The 16,814-nt window shown below is 76.1% G+C and carries 17 protein-coding genes; 7 read left to right on the plus strand and 10 right to left on the minus strand.

The annotated features are described in order from the left end of the window. Positions 1-60: 60 nt before the first annotated feature. Positions 61-984: a methylenetetrahydrofolate reductase [NAD(P)H] gene (gene metF, locus DQ241_RS14665; RefSeq protein WP_199584577.1), complete on the plus strand. Its 924-nt coding sequence runs from the start codon at positions 61-63 to the stop codon at positions 982-984. Here the strand turns inward: metF and DQ241_RS14670 are convergent. Together DQ241_RS14670 and DQ241_RS14675 are read right to left on the minus strand one after the other, a co-directional pair. After that, positions 968-1,612, minus strand: a complete 645-nt coding sequence (locus DQ241_RS14670; RefSeq protein WP_113830940.1) for a hypothetical protein — start codon at positions 1,610-1,612, stop codon at positions 968-970. The genes metF and DQ241_RS14670 overlap by 17 nt on opposite strands. A gap of 41 nt (positions 1,613-1,653) precedes the next feature. Beyond that, positions 1,654-2,445, minus strand: a complete 792-nt coding sequence (locus DQ241_RS14675; RefSeq protein ID WP_113830941.1) for an alpha/beta fold hydrolase — start codon at positions 2,443-2,445, stop codon at positions 1,654-1,656. Positions 2,446-2,483: 38 nt separating this feature from the next. Here DQ241_RS14675 and DQ241_RS14680 point away from each other — a divergent pair, with 38 nt between their 5' ends. Further along, a complete protein-coding gene (locus DQ241_RS14680) occupies positions 2,484-3,170 on the plus strand; it encodes a CDP-alcohol phosphatidyltransferase family protein (protein WP_113830942.1) in 687 nt (228 codons plus the stop codon). 69 nt (positions 3,171-3,239) lie between these two features. Then, a complete protein-coding gene (locus DQ241_RS14685; RefSeq protein WP_113830943.1) occupies positions 3,240-4,217 on the plus strand; it encodes a carbohydrate kinase family protein in 978 nt (325 codons plus the stop codon). Here DQ241_RS14685 and DQ241_RS14690 read toward each other — a convergent pair. The 7 genes from DQ241_RS14690 to DQ241_RS14720 form a co-directional block, all read right to left on the minus strand. Continuing rightward, a complete protein-coding gene (locus DQ241_RS14690; protein ID WP_199584579.1) occupies positions 4,214-4,870 on the minus strand; it encodes a flavin reductase family protein in 657 nt (218 codons plus the stop codon). The two genes, DQ241_RS14685 and DQ241_RS14690, sit on opposite strands and share 4 nt — an antisense overlap. Further along, positions 4,867-6,012: a glycosyltransferase family 2 protein gene (locus DQ241_RS14695; RefSeq protein ID WP_113830944.1), complete on the minus strand. Its 1,146-nt coding sequence runs from the start codon at positions 6,010-6,012 to the stop codon at positions 4,867-4,869. Before DQ241_RS14695 ends, DQ241_RS14690 begins: the two co-directional genes overlap by 4 nt. Then, a complete protein-coding gene (locus DQ241_RS14700) occupies positions 6,009-6,812 on the minus strand; it encodes a carotenoid biosynthesis protein (protein ID WP_113830945.1) in 804 nt (267 codons plus the stop codon). Before DQ241_RS14700 ends, DQ241_RS14695 begins: the two co-directional genes overlap by 4 nt. Next, on the minus strand, positions 6,809-8,434 hold the full coding sequence (locus DQ241_RS14705; RefSeq protein WP_113830946.1) for an NAD(P)/FAD-dependent oxidoreductase: 1,626 nt from the start codon (positions 8,432-8,434) through the stop codon (positions 6,809-6,811). Before DQ241_RS14705 ends, DQ241_RS14700 begins: the two co-directional genes overlap by 4 nt. Beyond that, the gene (locus DQ241_RS14710) at positions 8,431-9,024 is read right to left on the minus strand and encodes a GNAT family N-acetyltransferase (RefSeq protein WP_113830947.1); all 594 of its coding nucleotides are present in this window, start codon (positions 9,022-9,024) and stop codon (positions 8,431-8,433) included. The genes DQ241_RS14705 and DQ241_RS14710 overlap by 4 nt, the downstream gene beginning before the upstream one ends. Then, positions 9,021-9,575 carry a YbaK/EbsC family protein gene (locus DQ241_RS14715; protein ID WP_113830948.1) on the minus strand — a complete coding sequence of 185 codons (555 nt, stop codon included), beginning with the start codon at positions 9,573-9,575 and terminating at the stop codon, positions 9,021-9,023. The genes DQ241_RS14710 and DQ241_RS14715 overlap by 4 nt, the downstream gene beginning before the upstream one ends. Positions 9,576-9,639: 64 nt before the next feature. Continuing rightward, on the minus strand, positions 9,640-11,136 hold the full coding sequence (locus DQ241_RS14720) for an HNH endonuclease signature motif containing protein (RefSeq protein ID WP_113830949.1): 1,497 nt from the start codon (positions 11,134-11,136) through the stop codon (positions 9,640-9,642). Positions 11,137-11,357: 221 nt separating this feature from the next. On the opposite strand from DQ241_RS14720, the gene DQ241_RS14725 reads away from it, so the two are divergent. From DQ241_RS14725 to DQ241_RS14735, 3 genes are read left to right on the plus strand one after another with little or no spacing between them, the layout of a single operon-like run. Continuing rightward, a complete protein-coding gene (locus DQ241_RS14725) occupies positions 11,358-11,693 on the plus strand; it encodes a DUF6504 family protein (RefSeq protein ID WP_113830950.1) in 336 nt (111 codons plus the stop codon). Further along, positions 11,693-12,202: an SAV_6107 family HEPN domain-containing protein gene (locus DQ241_RS14730; RefSeq protein WP_113830951.1), complete on the plus strand. Its 510-nt coding sequence runs from the start codon at positions 11,693-11,695 to the stop codon at positions 12,200-12,202. Before DQ241_RS14725 ends, DQ241_RS14730 begins: the two co-directional genes overlap by 1 nt. Further along, complete coding sequence (locus DQ241_RS14735) at positions 12,199-15,951, plus strand: DNA polymerase III subunit alpha (RefSeq protein ID WP_113830952.1); 3,753 nt, start codon at positions 12,199-12,201, stop codon at positions 15,949-15,951. Before DQ241_RS14730 ends, DQ241_RS14735 begins: the two co-directional genes overlap by 4 nt. 15 nt (positions 15,952-15,966) lie before the next feature. Here the strand turns inward: DQ241_RS14735 and DQ241_RS14740 are convergent, their stop codons facing one another. Next, entirely contained in the window at positions 15,967-16,161 is a 195-nt protein-coding gene (locus tag DQ241_RS14740; RefSeq protein WP_113830953.1) for a hypothetical protein, read from the minus strand. Positions 16,162-16,310: 149 nt separating this feature from the next. Here DQ241_RS14740 and DQ241_RS14745 point away from each other — a divergent pair, with 149 nt between their 5' ends. Next, positions 16,311-16,805, plus strand: coding sequence for a VOC family protein (locus DQ241_RS14745; RefSeq protein ID WP_113830954.1), 495 nt, complete (start codon positions 16,311-16,313; stop codon positions 16,803-16,805). Positions 16,806-16,814 lie beyond the last annotated feature (9 nt).

The raw sequence follows: 16,814 nt of genomic DNA on the forward strand, positions 1-16,814 counted from the left end.
GCCGCGGGGGCCCGTCCGGATGCACCGGGTCCGGGAAGGGTGCCCGTACCCTCGGTGCCCGTGACCCAGACGGTGCGCGAGCTGCTCGCCTCGCAGCGGCCCACGTTGTCCTTCGAGTTCTTCCCGCCGAAGACGCCGGAGGCCGAGCCCCAGCTGTGGACCGCGCTGCGCGAGCTCGAGCGGCTGCAGCCCTCGTTCGTGTCGGTGACCTACGGCGCCGGCGGCTCCACCCGCGAGGGGACCGTCTCGGTCACCGAGCGGATCGCCACCGAGACGACGATGACGCCGATGGCGCACCTGACCGCCGTCGACCACAGCACCGCCGAGCTGCGGCACGTGGTCAGCCGGCTGGCCGCCGCCGGGGTCCGCAACATCATGGCGCTGCGCGGCGACCCGCCCGGCGCGGATCCGCAGGCGGAGTGGGTCGCCCATCCCGAGGGGCTGTCCTACGCCGCCGAGCTGGTCGAGCTGATCCGGTCGATGGGCGACTTCTCGGTCGGGGTGGCGGCCTTCCCCGAGCGGCACCCGCGCTCGCCGGACTTCGACACCGACGTCGAGATGTTCGTGGCGAAGTGCCGGGCCGGCGCCGACTTCGCGATCACCCAGATGTTCTTCCGCGCCGAGGACTACCTGCGCATGCGCGACCGCGTGGTCGCCCGCGGCTGCGACGTCCCGATCGTCGCCGGGGTCATGCCGGTGACCAACGCGCGGCAGATCACCCGCATCGTGCAGCTGTCGGGGCAGGCGTTCCCGGCCGAGCTCGCCGAGCGCTTCGCCGAGCTCGACGGCGACCGGCCGGAGGACAAGGCGGCCGTGCGCGCCTACGGCGTCGAGGTGGCCACCGAGCTGTGCCGCACGCTGCTCGACGAGGGCGTGCCCGGCATCCACTTCATCACCATGAACCGGTCGACGGCCACCCGGGAGGTCTACGCCAACCTGGCGGCGACGGTGCCCGAGGTCGTGCCGGTCACGCCCGCGCGCTGACGCCGGCGTCCCCGAGGAACCGGGCCGCCCGCGAGGCGGCCCGGCGCAACCCCTCCCGCTCGGAGAGGTAGCCGCCGGCCACGCCGACGACCGGCAGGTTGGACAGCGCGCGGTGCCGCAGCTTGCCCTTCGGGCGGGCGTCGAGCGACTCGTCGATGCGGGAGAGCAGGCGGGCGGCCCGCCAGATGGTGCGGGCGGGACCGAGGGCCCCCCGGCGCCGGTCGGCGGCGCCGAAGGCCTCCTCCCGGTAGGTGCCCCTCGCGTGCGAGAGCAGCGGCCGCACCGTGCCCGGGGGCAGGTCGCGGTCGAGCAGCACGCGGGCCAGCAGGGCGACCCGCTCGGCCGGGTCGTCCACCCCGTGCTCACCTGCCACGCCGAGCACCACGACGGACTGCACCGCCGAGCCCACCGTGTTCTGCAGCGGCAGCAGGTCGGCCAGCTTGCCGGCGAACCGCGGGGCGGCGGAGACGCCGGCCGCCACGCGGGAGACCTGGTCGGCCCACCACGCGTCGCGCTCCTCCTGCGGGAGCGCCGGTGGGCGGCCGAGGCGGTTCACGAGCGGGGTGAGCAGCCGGTCGAGCCGGCGCAGGACGTCGACGACGACGGCGTCGCTGATCGGGGCAGCCATGGGGGCTCCATGCCCCGGGGCGCGGGGGCTCACGCCCGGCGTCACCCGCGCAGGTGCGCGCAGTCCTCCGGACCCAGCTCGACCGGCTCGTCGGCGGACAGCTGCTCGACGACGACGCCCTGGGTGAGCGGGTCGGTGGGCAGCTGGGCGTGGGAGACCTGCGCGTCGCTGCAGACGGACTGGAGGACGAGGTTGAGCGCGCCGTCCAGCCGGGCGGACTCCGGGGGCGTGACCGTGCTGTCCTGCGTCGTCCAGACCGAGATCCACTCCACGCCGTCGGGGCTCTCGTCGGTGTTGAGCCCGGCGAGCAGCTCGCTGCCCGGGACCATCTGCCGGCAGGCCTCCGGGCACTGCTGCGGGGAGAAGCTGCCGGCCAGCCCGGCGAGCGAGGTGCCGTGGTGCGGCGAGCCGAGGGTGACCACCCGCCGGACCGCGTCGGCGTGGCCGTCGGCCACCCACAGCCGGGCGACCAGCCCACCGGCGGAGTAGCCGACGACGTCGACGCTCTCGTCCCCGGTGCGGTCCAGCGCCGCCTCCGCCGCCTCGCCGAGAGCGGCGGCCGAGACGCGCAGGTCGCCGGTGCCGTTCCCCGGGAGCGGCACCACGGTGGCGTCGCGGCCGGCCTCGCGCAGCCGCTGGGCCAGGGGCTCGAGCCCGGCGGTGTTCCCGCCGTAACCCGGGACCAGCAGCACCGGACCGGCCGGCTCGGGGGCCGCCGCGGAGCTCGCGGCGGCCGGGCCGCTCCCCTCCTCGGCTGCCGAGCAGCCGGCGAGCAGGGCGCCCAGCAGGAGCGGGGCGAGCAGGCGGCGCGTCCGGGAACCGGCGGGGAGCATGGCCCTACTGTCCCTGGTGTGACGGGGGAGGGGCGCAGGTGCTGAGCCGGGAGGAGTACCTCGCCGCGTGGTCGCGGTGGCACGGCGGGGCCGACACGAGCAGCGGGCTGGTGCGGGGCTGGCTGTCGCTGGCCTGGGCGCTGGCCCAGCCGCTGGCTGCCCTCCCGCCGCTGCTCGTCACCGCGCTCGGGCTGGTGGTCGCGCTCGCCGTCGTCCCGGCGGCCGCGGCCGGTGGTGCCTGGCTGGTCGCGGCCGGGCTGCTCGCGGGGCTGTCCGGGCTGCTCGACTCCCTGGACGGCGCGCTGGCCATCGGGACCGGCCGGGCCTCGCGGAAGGGTTTCGTGCTCGACTCGGCGGTCGACCGGCTGACCGAGATCGCCTACGCGGTCGCGCTGTGGGCCGCCGGCGCCCCCGGGTGGCTGGCGGTCGCCTTCGGCGCGCTGTGCTGGCTGCCCGACTACCTGCGGGCGCGCGCCGGGCAGGCCGGGCTCACCCGCACCGGGCCGATCTCGGTCTGGGAGCGCCCCATGCGCGTGGCGATGACCGGCTTCGTCCTCGGCGGCGCCGGGGTCCTCTCGGGCGTCGACGCCGACGCGGAGGTGGTCACCACCGGGACCGCGGCGGGTGCGCTGCTGGGCGTCGTCGGCGTCGTCCAGCTCGGGCTGTGGCTGCGGCGGGAGCTCTCCGGCCCCGGGGAGCCCGGGCCCCCTCTGAACGGCGGGTGAACGGCGGGCCTCCTACAGTGTGCGGTGCCTCGACCGCCGTCGGGTCCCGTCCAGCCAGGGAGCTCCACCGTGCCCGTCGTCGTCACCGGCTCGATCGCCACCGACCACCTCATGACCTTCCCCGGGAAGTTCGTCGAGCAGTTCGTCGAGGGGCAGATGGAGAACGTCTCGCTGTCGTTCCTCGTCGACGACCTGGTCCAGCACCGCGGCGGCGCGGGCGCCAACATGGCCTACGGCCTGGGCCTGCTCGGCCTGGAGCCGGTCCTCGTCGGTGCCGTGGGCAGCGACTTCGCCGACTACGAGGCGTGGCTCAACCGGCACGGCGTGGACACCGGCAGCGTGCACTGGTCGGAGCTGAAGCACACCGCCCGCTTCGTCTGCACGACCGACTCCGCGAACAACCAGATCGCGTCGTTCTACTCGGGCGCCATGTCGGAGGCCTCGCAGATCGAGCTGGCGCCGGTCGCCCGCCGGGTCGGGCAGCCCGACCTGGTGGTCGTGGGCCCGAACGACCCCACGGCGATGGTCCGGCACACCCAGGAGTGCCGCGACCGCGGGCTCGCCTTCGCCGCCGACCCGAGCCAGCAGCTGGCCTGGGCCGACGGCGAGATGATCCGCGACCTGGTCGATGGCGCCGACCTGCTGTTCACCAACGAGTACGAGTCGCACCTGCTCCAGCAGAAGACCGGCTGGGACGCCGACGAGGTGCTGGCGCGGGTCGGCACCTGGGTGACCACGCGGGCCAAGGACGGCGTGGTCGTGCGCCGCGAGGGCGAGGAGCCGATCGAGGTCATCGCGGTGCCGGAGACCAAGCCGGTCGAGCCGACCGGTGGCGGCGACGCGCTGCGGGCCGGGTTCATCGCCGGGCGGATGTGGGGCCTGGGCCTCGAGCGGGCCACCCAGCTGGGTTCCGCCGTCGCGACCGCCGCCGTGGAGGTCATCGGCACGCAGGAGTACGACCTGCCGCGCGAGAGCTTCCTGCGCCGGTTCGCCGAGGCCTTCGGTGCCGACGCCGCCGACGAGGTGGCCGCGCACCTGCCGGCCTAGCCGCCCCGGAGGCGCTCGCCGATCGAGGGGTCCTCGGACCAGGTGGTGAACGGGATGCGGGCGATCTCCAGGACCTCGCCGATGGTGGCCCACTCGTTGCCGCCGAGGCGGGCCAGCGGGCGCAGGTGCTCGATCCGCGGCCGGCCGTCCTGCACGACCTCGGCCCAGGCGCTGATGTGCCGCACCCGCCCGAAGACCACCGTGCTGTCGCCCAGCCGCACCGTGGAGTGCAGCTCGCACTCGACCGACACGGGGGAGTCGGCCACCCGCATCGCGTCCACCGTCTCGGCCGGCTCCAGGCGGACGCCGGTGTGCTCGGCCTCGCTGTGGTCGGGCGGGAAGTCGGTGCCGGTGGCGTTGATCTGCTCGAACAGGGCCTCGGGCGTGAGGCTGATCGTGAACTCGCCGGTGGCCTCGACGTTGCGCAGCGAGTCCTTGCGGCCCACGGAGGTGAACTGCACGACCGGCGGGTCGACGCAGGCCACGGTGTAGAAGGAGTGCGGCGCCAGGTTGTGCACGCCGGCAGCCGAGCGGCTGCACACCCAGGCGATGGGCCGGGGCACCACCACGGAGTTGAGCACCCGGTAGAAGTCGCGGGTGGGCATGGCGGCCGGGTCGAAGTGCACGCGCTCGCGCGCGCCGGGGGAGGTCACCGGTCCATCGTCGCGGTCGCCGCGTCCGCGGGCGGGACGGGGGTGGCCACGGCGCGCCCGCGCCAGGTCAGCGTGCCGCGCCGGTGGTCCCGGACCGAGCGCAGCAGCAGCACGTCCAGCAGCAGCACCGAGACGGGGTGGGCCAGCGCGTCCGGCCACGCCCGCCCGCCGGTCGCCGCCGCGCTGACCGCACGCCCGGCGACCCCCGCCGCGTAGCCGAGCAGCCCGGCGCGCGACCCGCGCAGCGCCGCGAGCGGCGGGACCACGTGCACGGCGGTCAGCGCGGCGGCGGCCGCGACCCCCGCCGCCGGGGAGCCCCCGACCGCCGCCCACAGCGACTTGCCGTAGCCGTCGCGCACCCCGGCCCAGCCGTCGTACATGCGGCAGACGGCCAGCCGGGAGCCGTCGACGACGACGCCCCGCCCGCCGCTCGCCTTGACCGCCCGCAGCAGGGCGACGTCCTCGACCACCTCGCCCCCGACGGCGCCGTGCCCCCCGGCCCGCTCGTAGGCCGACCGCCGGACGACGAGGAACTGCCCGTTGGCCGCCGCGAGGCTCGGCCGGGGCGAGCGCTCGGCGAGCCGGAGGGGGAGCAGCGTCGACCACAGCCACTGCTGGAGCGGCTGGACCAGCCGTTCCGCCGCCGACCCGGCCAGCTGGCACGGCCACGGGGAGACGAGGTCGAGACCGGCCTCGTCCAGGACGGCGACGGCGGCGGCGAGCGCATCGGGCATCAGCCGCACGTCGGCGTCCACGAAGACCAGCACGTCGGCGTCGCCGGCCGCGGCCGCCCCCTGCGCGCAGGCGTTCGGCTTGCCGAGCCAGCCAGGACCCGGCGGCACCGCCCGGACCAGCCGCACCCGCGGGTCGAGGTGCCCGGACACCAGCTCCGCGGTGCCGTCGGTCGAGCCGTCGTCGACGACGACCACGGACAGGTCCGGGACGCCGCGCTGGTCGAGGACGGCGGCCAGGCAGTCGAGCACGTGCGCGGCCTCGTCGCGGACCGGCAGCACCACGGCCACGCGTCGGCGCACCGGTGGCGGCGCGGACGGCGGCCGGCGCAGCAGCGCGGCGTTGACCGCCGCGTGCACCGCCCCGGCGACGGACAGACCGGCGAGGACGCGCAGCACCCGGCCGCTCACCGGCGGCTCCGGGCCGCCTGCCGCGCCAGGACGGCGAGCACCGGCACCGCCAGGACCGCTCCCCACGCCGCGGAGCCGGGCAGGTCGAGCCAGCCGGCGTGCGCGAGGGCGCCGCCGAGCGTCATCCAGCCCAGCGCGAGAAACGGGGCGCCGGCACCGATCGCGGGACCGGTCGCCGTGCGCTCCACGAGGAGGTCGAGCAGCGTCATGAGGACGGCGCCGGCGAGCAGCCAGCCGGCCAGGTTGGTCAGCGGGACGGTGTCGATGCCCGGGAGCCCGGGGGTGGGGTGCTCCCAGGTCCAGTAGCCGGCGTCGACCATCTGCGGGTCGAGGACGACGTCCCAGGCGGCGAAGACGCCGGCCGCCCACGCGATGCGGGCCGCGCGCCGCCGACCCGGGCGGACCGGCGCCGCCAGGCGCGCACCCAGCAGCCAGCTGGGCCAGGCCATCATCAGCCAGGCCAGCGGCACCAGGAACGGGACGCCGAGCAGCGTCGGGCCGAGCACGGAGCTGTAGGTCCAGCTGCCGTACGGGAAGCCGGTGGCCAGGCCGAGGGCCTCGAACCCGATCGAGGTGACGAGGACGAGCAGCAGCACGCCGGCGCCGGTGCGGGCGCCCCGGCTCAGCCCGGCGTGGGTCACCGAGAGCGCGCCGCCGAGCAGCACGATCGTCCAGCTGACCGCGTCGCGGGTCCCGCCGTCGGTGAGCGGGTAGGCGATCGCGGTCAGCACCAGGAGGCCGGCCAGCGCCCACGGGACCGCCTGCCGCACGCCGCCCCGCGGCGGCGCCGCCGTCGTCACGCGCGGCTCCGGATCCGGCGCAGCGCCCGGGCGACCGGCCGCCGGTCGGCGAGCACGACCCGCGCCGCGGACCGGCCCGAGTTGCCCGACACCCCGCCACCGGGGTGGGTGGAGGCGCCCGCGAGGTAGAGCCCGGGCAGCCCCGGTACCCGGTAACCGGACAGCGCCGGTGTGGGCCGGAAGCCGAACATGCTGGCCAGGCCCATCTCGACGTGCATGACGTTGCCGCGGGGGAGGCCGAGCTCCTGCTCGAGGAGCAGCGGGGTCTGCACGTAGGTCTCGCGGACGGAGGCGGCGAACCCGGGTGCGTACCGGTCGACGGCGTCGACCAGCCGGCGTGCCTCGGTCTCGGCCAGGTCGGTCCAGTCCGCGCCGTCGGCGAGCGCGTAGGGGTACCACTGCCCCCAGATCGTGACGACGTGCTGCCCGGCCGGCGCGAGCGTCGCGTCGCTCGCCGAGAACGACATCGCCAGCGGCACCGGCTCGCGGGGGACCCGGCCGGCGCCCCAGTCGCCGTGCGCCGCGGCGAGCTGCCCGCGGTCGGTGCACAGCAGCTGCAGCCCCTGCAGCGACTCCGGGCCGGCGCCCGGGTAGGACGGCGGCGCGTCGGTCAGCGCCCGCACGACCAGGCCGAAGCCGTTGCCGATCGGCGGGTCCGCCTCGGCGAGCGCGGGGGGCGCGGCGTCACCGGCGAGCGCCCGGGTGACCCCGAGGTGGCAGGCGGCGACGACGGTGCCGGCCGCGATCCGCCGTCCGGAGGTCGTCTCCACGCCGGTCACCCGGCCCCCGTGCACGAGCAGCCGCGCGGCGCCGTCGCCGAGCACGACCCGGCCGCCGTCGGCCTCGAGCCGCCGGCGCAGCGCCTGGGTCAGGCCGCCGGACCCGCCGACCGGGTGGCCGGGCGGGACGTCGTGCAGCAGCGCCACCCAGCCGACCATCGCCGCGGTGCCGGGCTCGGACATGGGGGGACCGGACTGCGCGCCGAACCAGGCCAGCGCCGCCTTCAGCCGCTCGCTGGTGAACCAGCGGTCGAGCAGCGCGTCGCCCGAGCCGAGGAAGTCGACGGCGAGCTCGCCGCCGGGCGTGCGCGGCCGGCCGTCGCGGGGGGCGCCCAGCGGCCAGAAGGCGCGGGCGAGCCCGCCGGCGCTCGGGCGGCGGCCGAAGGAGTCGACGACGGCGCGGCTGCGCGGTGCCCACACCTCGACGAAGCGGCGGTAGGCGGCTGCGTCGTCGGCACCGCAGGCGGCCTCGATCGAGGCGCAGGTGGCGTCGAGGTCGACCGAGAAGACCAGCGGCCGGCCGTCCGGGCCGTCGTCGCCGGGGACGGGCGCCGGGGCGAATCCCCACGGGTCGCAGTCGACGTAGCGCAGGCCGTGCGCGGCCAGCTCCAGCTCCTCGGTGATCCCGCTGTGCCGGATGATCACGTGCGCGCTGGACCCCCGGTCGACCCGCACCCCGGGCCACCGCTCGACGGTGGAGACGGCGCCGCCCAGGACGGTGTCGGACTCGACCACCTCGACCCGCAGCCCGGCCCGGGCGAGGTAGCAGGCCGCGACCAGCCCGTTGTGGCCGGAGCCGATGACGACGACGTCGGCCGAGGACTCGGCGGCGGGAGGGGTCACGCCGGGTTGTTCGCCCGGGCGCCGTCCCGTGGATGCAGCGGCAGGGTGGCACCGAGGATCGCGAAGGGCCGGGAGTCGCCGGGGAAGTGGTAGCCGCGCGCCAGGTCGACGAAGCCGTCGGCGTGGTAGAGCCGGAAGGCCTTCGTGTCGGCGTCCGGGGTGGACAGCAGCGCCACCGGGTGGGGCACGCCCTCGACCAGCGCGTGCAGGAGCTGCCGGCCCAGGCCGCGGCTCTGGTGATCGGGGTGGACGTGCAGCTCGCAGACCTCGAAGGCGCCGGGCAGCCACTTCTTCGCCGTCCGCCGGTCCAGCGCGGCCCGGACCTGGTCGTGCCACCACTGGCCGGGGGCCACGACGTAGCCGTAGCCGAAGCCGACGAGCTGCTCGCCGTCCGGGGTGGCGGCGAACGCGCCGACGGCCCGGAAGCCGGGGCGCTCGGTGTGCTGGACGGCGTAGCCGTAGCGGCCGGCCACGACGGACGGGTCGTAGCCCATGGCCAGGCCGTAGATGGCCAGCGCCTCGTGCATGTGGTCGCGGAACCACGGGGTGGGCAGCTCCACGATCCGGGTGGCGGGTGTCGTGCCTGTCACGTGCCGACCGCCTCCGCGACGTCCGGGGTGGGGGAGCCGTCCACCGTTCCGGTGGCCGGGGTCGAGGGGCCGTCGCCGACCTCGGCGGCGGTGCCCGCCGTGAGCGCGAGCAGCTCCTCGTAGGTGGTGGGGAAGACCGCGGCGGGGTGGCCGGCGGCGGCCCACACCCGGGGGTGGCGGGCGAGCTCGACGTCGACCAGCGTGCCGATGGGCTCGGGGTGGCCGACGGGGGCGACGCCGCCGATCGGCTGGCCGGTGACCTCGCGGACCACCTCGGGCGCGGCCTTCTCCAGCGACGGGACGCCGAGCAGCGCGGCCACCTTGCCGCCGTCGACCCGGTGTGCCCCGCTGGTGAGGACCAGCACCGGCTGGCCCACGGCGGTGAAGAGCAGGCTGTTGACGATGGCGCCGACCGGCACCTCCAGCGCGGCGGCGGCCGCGGCGGCGGTGCGCACGTCGGCCGGCAGCACGCGGACCTCCCCGGAGGACCCGGCCTCGCGCAGGATCCGGGCGACCTCGGTCACCCGGGGGTGCACGGGCGGCGGGGTCATGCGTCGATCCTGCCACCGCCCCACGTTCTGCGCCCCGGGCCGTCCACCGCTGCCTCCTGCCCGCTCAGCCCCGGAGGGGATCGGGTGGAGCGACGTCGTCCAGCCACGGCGGGTCGGGCTCGGGCTCGTGGTACCAGCCCGGCGGACGGGTGGACCTGGTGACACCCGATGGCGTGCGGACGACCAGCCGGCCGTCGGTGAGCCGGGTGAACGACCAGCCGGGCGCGAAGGTCTTGATGCGGTGGTGCCGCCGGCACAGGCAGCAGAGGTTCCAGCAGGCGGTCTGCCCGCCGGCGCCGTGCGCGCGCACGTGGTCGATGTCGCAGCGTCCGGCACGCCGCCGGCAGCCCGGCATCCGGCAGTGCCGGTCGCGGGTGGTGGTGAGCCGGCATTGCGCGGCGGACGGTCGGTAACCCGGCCTGGCCGGTGGAGAGTGGAGGCCAGGACCGTCACCGGTGGCTGCCGCGCGGCCGGTCCGGCGGCGGACCTGCCGGCCGGTGCCCGCTCCGCGCCGCAGCTCGGCGCGGGTGGCCACGGCCAGCGTCTCCCCGGTGACCGGGTCGTCGATGGCGATGCGGATCGATCCGCCGGGCGGGGGCGGTCCGAGACGGAGCATGCCGAGGGAGGCGAGCAGCGCCCGGCACTGGGCGGCGGAGACCAGCTGCCCGTCCAGCTCGGCGGGCTGCGCCCCGTCGGGCGCGTCGCCCCGGAGCGCCGGCAGTGCTGCGTGGATGACCAGGTGCGCAGTCACGGGCGGGCGCCGGGTGTCCCACGGCCGCAGGATCAGGTCCAGTGCCGCGGTGGAGCGGAGCACGCCGATCGGCCGGTCGTCGCCGTCAGCTCGCATCCACCGGGCGTACCGGTCGGCGGCGTCCCGCGCGGCGTGCACCGCCGGTACCGGGCCCTCGATGATCAACCGGCCCAGGCCATCGGCCGTGCGCTCGACGTGCACGTCGGCCTTCCGCTCCGCCTCGCGGCGGCGGCGCTCCTTGGCCGCGGCATCCAGCCGGTAGAGGTGGTAGCGCGCCCGGTCGGCCAGGCGCGACGGCGGGCAGTCCTCGGCGCGGGGGAGCACCCGAGCCTGCACCTCGGCGGCCACGCCGTCGGAGGCGTCGCCGAGCAGGTCGAGCAGGATCCGGGCCTTGCGCACGGTCAGCCGTCCGGCGTAGAGCTCCGACCAGGTCGGTGCCAGCTTCGTGGTGAGCAGGATCGACTCGGCGGCCAGCCGGCTCGCCTCGGTCTCCGAGCAGCGGCGGATGACGGCCAGCTCGGAGACGAAGTCGTCGGCGACGTCGGCCAGCGCCGCCGGTCGCGCCGCCCGCGTGTCAGGTCCGGCGGCACCCCGGTCGCCGGACGCGGCGTCGCGCTCGACCGAGCGCCGGCGCGCGAGCTCGGCGATCGTCGCGGCTTGCCAGGCGTGCTCGCGGGCCATGCGGGCGTCGGTCGACCAGATGTCGCAGACCAGCTCGAACTCGGCCGACCGCGGGGAGGCGACCTCGGCCGGCAGCACGGGGATCGGCTCGCCGAGCTCCGGTGCCGGCGGCACCGCTCCGTCCTCCATGCACCGAACCTAGGGAGGGGGTCCGACAGTTCTCCGCCGGTCCGCGGTCGTGCGTGCGCCGTCTTGACGGCGCGACCGGCCTCCGGTCTACTGGACGTCGTTCGAACACGCGTTCGAACGACGGTCTGCGATCCACCGGATCCGCCGCCGTTCCCGGATCTTCCCCTCCGGGGCGGTGGCCCGGTGGGCGCGGCGGGGGACGAGGCGTGGGGAGGTCGGCCATGAGCCGGGTGCTGGGTGAGGTCGTCGGCCGGGTCGACGAGGCGGTCGGCGAGGAGGTGCAGGTCGAACGCGGTCCGCTGGGGCCGGCGCAGTTCTGGCGCGGGCCGTCCCGCTACGTGGTGGGGGAGCTGCTCGACTCGTGGCGCGAGACGGCGCCGTGGTGGCAGCGCGGCGGCGGGTCCGGTGGCGCCTCGGCCGACCTGGTCGCCCCCCGGGAGGTCTGGCGGGTGGAGGCGGTCCGGGCCGGGCGGTCGCGGATGAGCTTCGCCGGGGTGTTCGACCTGTCCTGGGACGCGGCGGCCAACCGCTGGTGGCTCGTGCGGGTGCACGACTGATGGGCGCCGCACGCGCCGTCCCGGCCGGCCAGCTGCCCCTGCCCCCGGCGCTGCCCGCCGCGGCCGCCACGCTGCTCGACCAGGCCCACCGCGGACTGGCCGAGGCCACGGCGACCGCCGATCCCCGCCTGCGGTACGCCACCGCGCACCTGGGTGCGCTGCGGGCCGCGGCCGCGGTGCTGGCCGCCCGCACCCGTCCCGAGTCCGGGCGGCGCCGGCCGCGCAGCGCCTGGGACCTGCTCGGCCAGGTCGCCCCCGAGCTGGGGGAGTGGGCCACCTTCTTCGCCGCCGGCGCGGCCAAGCGCGCGGCCGCCGAGGCGGGGCTCTCCTCCGCGGTCACCGAGCGGGAGGCCGACGACCTGGTCCGCGACGTCGGTGCCTTCCTCGCCGTCGTGGAGAGCTGCCTGAGCGTGCTCGCCGAGCCGGCCTACCCCCGGCCGCAGCTCGTCGGCGGCACCACGGCGACCGGCGCCCGGTCCGATTCCCGATCCTCGTCCCGCCGGCGGTGAGCGACCCCTTCGTCCACCTGCACGTCGCGTCGGGCTACTCCATGCGGTACGGGGCCAACCACCCCGCCGACCTGGTCGCCCGGGCCGCCGAGCACGGCATGAGCGCGTTGGCCCTCACCGACCGCGACGGGCTGTACGGGGCGGTGAAGTTCGCGCTGGCCTGCCGGTCGGCCGGGGTGCGGCCGATCTTCGGCGTCGACCTCGCGGTCGCCCCCGGTGCGGACGGCACGGTGCCGCCCGCGCTCGCGCACGCCCTCGGGGGCGCGTCCTCCGGTGCGCGGCCGTCGCGGCTGCGCACCGCGCCGGCGCCCGCGCACGGCCGCCGCTCGCCGGCGCGGGGCGGGGCCAGCGTCGACCCGCGGCTGCCCCGGGTCACCTTCCTCGCCCGCGACGGCGCCGGCTGGCGGTCGCTGTGCCGGCTCACCAGCGCCACCCACCTGCGCGGCACGCGGGGGGAGCCGGTGAGCTCGCTGGCCACCGCCGCCGAGCACGCCGCCGGACTGGTCGCGCTGCTCGGCCCCGACTCGCCGGTGGGCCGGGCGCTGCTCGCCGGGCGGGCCGACCTCGCCGCGGCCCAGCTGGACGTCTGGCGTGCCGCCTTCGGGCCGCACGTCGTCCTGGAGCTGGTGCACCACCGCGGCCGGGGTGACCGGCAGCGCGCGCAGGCGATGCTCCGGTTCGCCACCGAGCAAGGTGTGCCGGTCGTGCTCAGCAACGCCGTCCGGTACGCCGACGCCCTCGACGCCCCCACCGCCGACGTCCTCGACGCCGCGCGCCGGCTGGTCCCGCTCGCGGAGCGGAACGTCGACCGGCGCACCGCCGAGGGCTACCTGAAGTCGGGCAAGGAGATGGCCGAGGTGGCCGAGGACCTCACCGGTCCCGACCGCGAGGCCGCGCTCCGGCTGCTCGAGCGCACCGCCCGGCTGGCCGAGCAGTGCGCCGTCGACATCCGCGAGGACCTCGGCATCGGCAGCGTCCGCTACCCCGAGCTCGACGTCGTCACCACCCCCGCGGAGCGGGGGATGGGCCCCTCGCAGGTGCTGCGCGCCCGTTGCGAGGCCGGCCTCGGCCGGCGCGGCATGCCGCTGACCGAGCGGGTGCGGGTCCGGCTGGAGGAGGAGCTGGAGGTCATCGACTCCCTCGGCTACCCCTCCTACTTCCTCACCGTCGCCGACGTGGTCGACCTCATCAAGAGCTTGAGGGTCCGCGCCGCCGCGCGGGGGTCGGGCGCCGGCAGCCTGGTCACCTACCTGCTCGGCATCTCCGACGTCGACCCGATCCGCTACGGCCTGCTGATGGAGCGGTTCCTCTCCCCGCTGCGCCACCAGCTGCCCGACATCGACATCGACGTGGAGTCCGCCCGCCGGATGGAGGTCTACGACGCCGTCCTCGACCGGTTCGGCGCCGACCGGGTCAGCTGCATCTCGATGATGGACACCTACCGGGTGCGGCACGCCATCCGCGACGTCGGCGCCGCGCTGGGGCTGCCCCCGGCCGAGATCGACGCCGTCGCCAAGGCCTTCCCGCACATCCGGGCCAACCAGGTGCACGCCGCGCTCAAGGACCTCCCGGAGCTGCGGGCCAGCCGGTACGGCTCGAAGCGGGCCGGCGGCACCGGTGACCTCGACCTGCTCTTCGACCTGGCCTCCCGGCTCGACGGGCTGCCCCGCCACATCGCGCTGCACCCGTGCGGGGTGCTGCTCTCCGACGCCACGCTGCTCGACCGCACCCCGGTCGAGAGCAGCTACCTCGGCTACCCGATGAGCCAGTTCGACAAGGACGACGTCGAGGAGCTCGGGCTGCTCAAGCTCGACCTGCTGGGCATCCGGATGCAGTCGGCGATCGCGCACGCCCTCGACGAGGTCGCGCGGGTCGACGGCGAGACCGTCGACATCGACGCCGTCCCGCGCGACGACCCGACGACCTTCGAGCTGATCCGCTCGACCCGCACGCTCGGCATGTTCCAGATCGAGTCGCCGGGGCAGCGCGAGCTGGTCGGCAAGTTCGGCCCGCAGACCTTCGAGGACATCATCGTCGACATCTCGCTGTTCCGGCCCGGGCCGGTGAAGAGCGACATGGTCACCCCGTTCCTCATGGCCCGGAACGGCTGGCGGGAGACCGTCTACCCGCACCCCGACCTGGAGTTCGCGCTCGCCGAGACCGCGGGCGTCGTGGTCTTCCACGAGCAGGTGCTGCAGGTGGTGTCCCGGATGACCGGCTGCTCGCTGGCGGAGGCCGACGAGGTCCGGCGGGCGCTGGGGGAGAAGGACGCCCACCCGGAGGTGCGCACCTGGTTCGTGCCGCGCGCGCTGGAGGCCGGCTACCCGGTGGAGGTGGCCGAGCAGGTGTGGGAGGTGCTGGTCGCCTTCGGCTCGTTCGGCTTCTGCAAGGCGCACGCGGCGGCGTTCGCGCTGCCCACCTACCAGTCGGCCTGGCTCAAGGCGCACCACCCGGCGGCGTTCCTCGCCGGGGTGCTCACCCACGACCCCGGCATGTACCCGAAGCGGCTGATCCTCGACGACGCCCGCAACTTCGGCGTCCGGGTGCTCGGCCTCGACGTCAACGCCTCCGGGGCCACCTACCGCATCGAGCGGGTGGACCATGACCCTGAGCTGGAGGGTGAGGGTTGGCGGCGTCCGGACTGGATGCCCGCCTCGATGCCCGATCCCTCCCGCTACGGCATCCGGCTGGCGCTGGCCGACGTGAAGGGCATCTCCGACGACGAGGTGGCCCGGATCGTCGAGGGCCAGCCCTACCGCTCGCTGGCCGACTTCTGGGCCCGCGCGTCGGTGTCCCGGCCGGTGGTCGAGCGGCTGGTGCTCGCCGGCGGCTTCGACTCCCTCTACGGGTTCGGCATCCGCGACCGCGAGTCCCGGCGCCCGGCGCACCGCCGCCACCAGGTGACCCGCCGCGACCTGCTGCTGCAGATCGGCGAGCTGGACCGGTGGAGCCGCAGCGGGGCCAGGGCCGGGTCGGCCGGCCAGCTCAGCCTCGACCTCATGGGCATGGAGGGGGCCGGGCCGGAGGCCGGCGCCGAGGAGGCGGGGCTGGGATGGGCCGAGGGCAGCGGGCTGCCGGAGTTCACCGACGCCGAGCTGGTCCGCGCCGAGCTGGAGGTGCTGGGCCTGGACGCCAGCCGGCACGTCGTCGACTTCTACAAGCCGTTCCTGGCCGCGCTGGGCGCCGTCCCGGCGGGGGAGCTGCTGGGCTGCCGCAGCGGCTCGGAGGTGCTGGTCGCCGGCGTCAAGGTGGCCACCCAGACACCACCGATCCGCTCGGGCCGCCGGGTGGTCTTCGTGACCCTGGACGACGGCAGCGGGTGCACCGACTCCACCTTCTTCGAGGACGCCCAGGGGCCCTACGCCGCGACCGTCTTCCACTCGTGGCTGCTGGTCATCCGCGGGGTGCTGCGCCGCACCGGCCCGCGCGGGGTGTCGCTGCGGGCCACCGGCGCGTGGGAGCTGCCGGCGCTGCACGAGGCGTGGGAGACCGGCGGGCTGGACGCGGTGCGCGAGCTGATGGTCGCGCCGGGGGAGATCACCGAGCAGGCCATCTCCGGGGCCGCCGCGTCGCGGAGCAGCCGGCCGGTGGTGGTCAAGCCGGTGCTCGTGCACCCGACGGGCTTCCGGATGTCGCCCTACGCCGACATCAAGCCCGCCGGCGACGACGCGGCGACCGCCGCCCGACGGGCAGCGGCCGCCCCACCGCGCAAGCTCTGGCACTCCAGCCCGGGCAGCTCCGGGCACTGAAGGCCGGTGGCGAGCTCAGCCGTTGCTGTCCTCGCCGTCGGTGGCGTCCTCGACCTCCTGCTCGGCGTCGTCGACGCCCTCCTCGATGTTCTGCTCCACGTCGTCGTCGACGACGTCCGAGCCGCAGGCGACGGTGGTGAGCGACGCGGCGGCGATCGCGAACGCGGCCATCGTGGCGCGCAGCGGGCGGGGACGGGTGGACCTGGGCATGGCGGCTCCTCGTCGACGGAACTGTTTCCGGGAGGGAGTGCCCGGCCACCGCGGGTCGGCAAACGATCACGGGCCGGCACGCCGATGAGTCGGGGACCGTCGGGCCGTCCTACCTCCGGCAGCACCACGACGGCGAGAGGACGACGACGATGCCCCAGCAGATCCCGTGCCTGTGGTTCGACGGTCAGGCGGAGCAGGCCGCGCAGCTCTACACCTCGGTCTTCCCGAACTCCAGCATCGGCCGGATCACCCGCTACGGCCCCGACATGCCGCCCCCGATGAGGGAGGGCGACGTCCTGACGGTGGACTTTGTCCTCGACGGCCGGCCGTACACCGCCCTCAACGGGGGGCCGCAGTTCCCGTTCAGCGAGGCGGTCTCGATCCAGGTCGTCTGCGCCGACCAGGAGGAGGTCGACCACTACTGGTACGGCCTGATGGAGGGCGGCGGCGAGGAGAGCATGTGCGGCTGGCTCAAGGACCGGTTCGGCTTCTCCTGGCAGGTCTTCCCTGAGGAGCTGCTGGCCCTGACCAACGACCCCGATCCGGGCCGTGCGCAGCGGGCCACCCAGGCGATGCTGCAGATGCGCCGCATCGACCTCGCCGAGATCCGGCGGGCCGCCGACGCCGTCCCGGCCGAGGCGTAGGAACCCGGC

The organism is Blastococcus sp. TF02A-30 (genome assembly GCF_003319185.1).
Taxonomy (GTDB): Bacteria; Actinomycetota; Actinomycetes; order Mycobacteriales; family Geodermatophilaceae; genus Blastococcus.

What these genes read in the sequence shown, in the direction of transcription:
- DQ241_RS14720 (WP_113830949.1), bottom strand. Translation starts at nt 11,136, where the DNA reads ATGGAGGACGGAGCGGTGCCGCCGGCACCGGAGCTCGGCGAGCCGATC.
- DQ241_RS14725 (WP_113830950.1), top strand. Translation starts at nt 11,358, where the DNA reads ATGAGCCGGGTGCTGGGTGAGGTCGTCGGCCGGGTCGACGAGGCGGTC.
- DQ241_RS14715 (WP_113830948.1), bottom strand. Translation starts at nt 9,575, where the DNA reads ATGACCCCGCCGCCCGTGCACCCCCGGGTGACCGAGGTCGCCCGGATC.
- DQ241_RS14730 (WP_113830951.1), top strand. Translation starts at nt 11,693, where the DNA reads ATGGGCGCCGCACGCGCCGTCCCGGCCGGCCAGCTGCCCCTGCCCCCG.
- DQ241_RS14740 (WP_113830953.1), bottom strand. Translation starts at nt 16,161, where the DNA reads ATGCCCAGGTCCACCCGTCCCCGCCCGCTGCGCGCCACGATGGCCGCG.
- DQ241_RS14675 (WP_113830941.1), bottom strand. Translation starts at nt 2,445, where the DNA reads ATGCTCCCCGCCGGTTCCCGGACGCGCCGCCTGCTCGCCCCGCTCCTG.
- DQ241_RS14670 (WP_113830940.1), bottom strand. Translation starts at nt 1,612, where the DNA reads ATGGCTGCCCCGATCAGCGACGCCGTCGTCGTCGACGTCCTGCGCCGG.
- DQ241_RS14745 (WP_113830954.1), top strand. Translation starts at nt 16,311, where the DNA reads ATGCCCCAGCAGATCCCGTGCCTGTGGTTCGACGGTCAGGCGGAGCAG.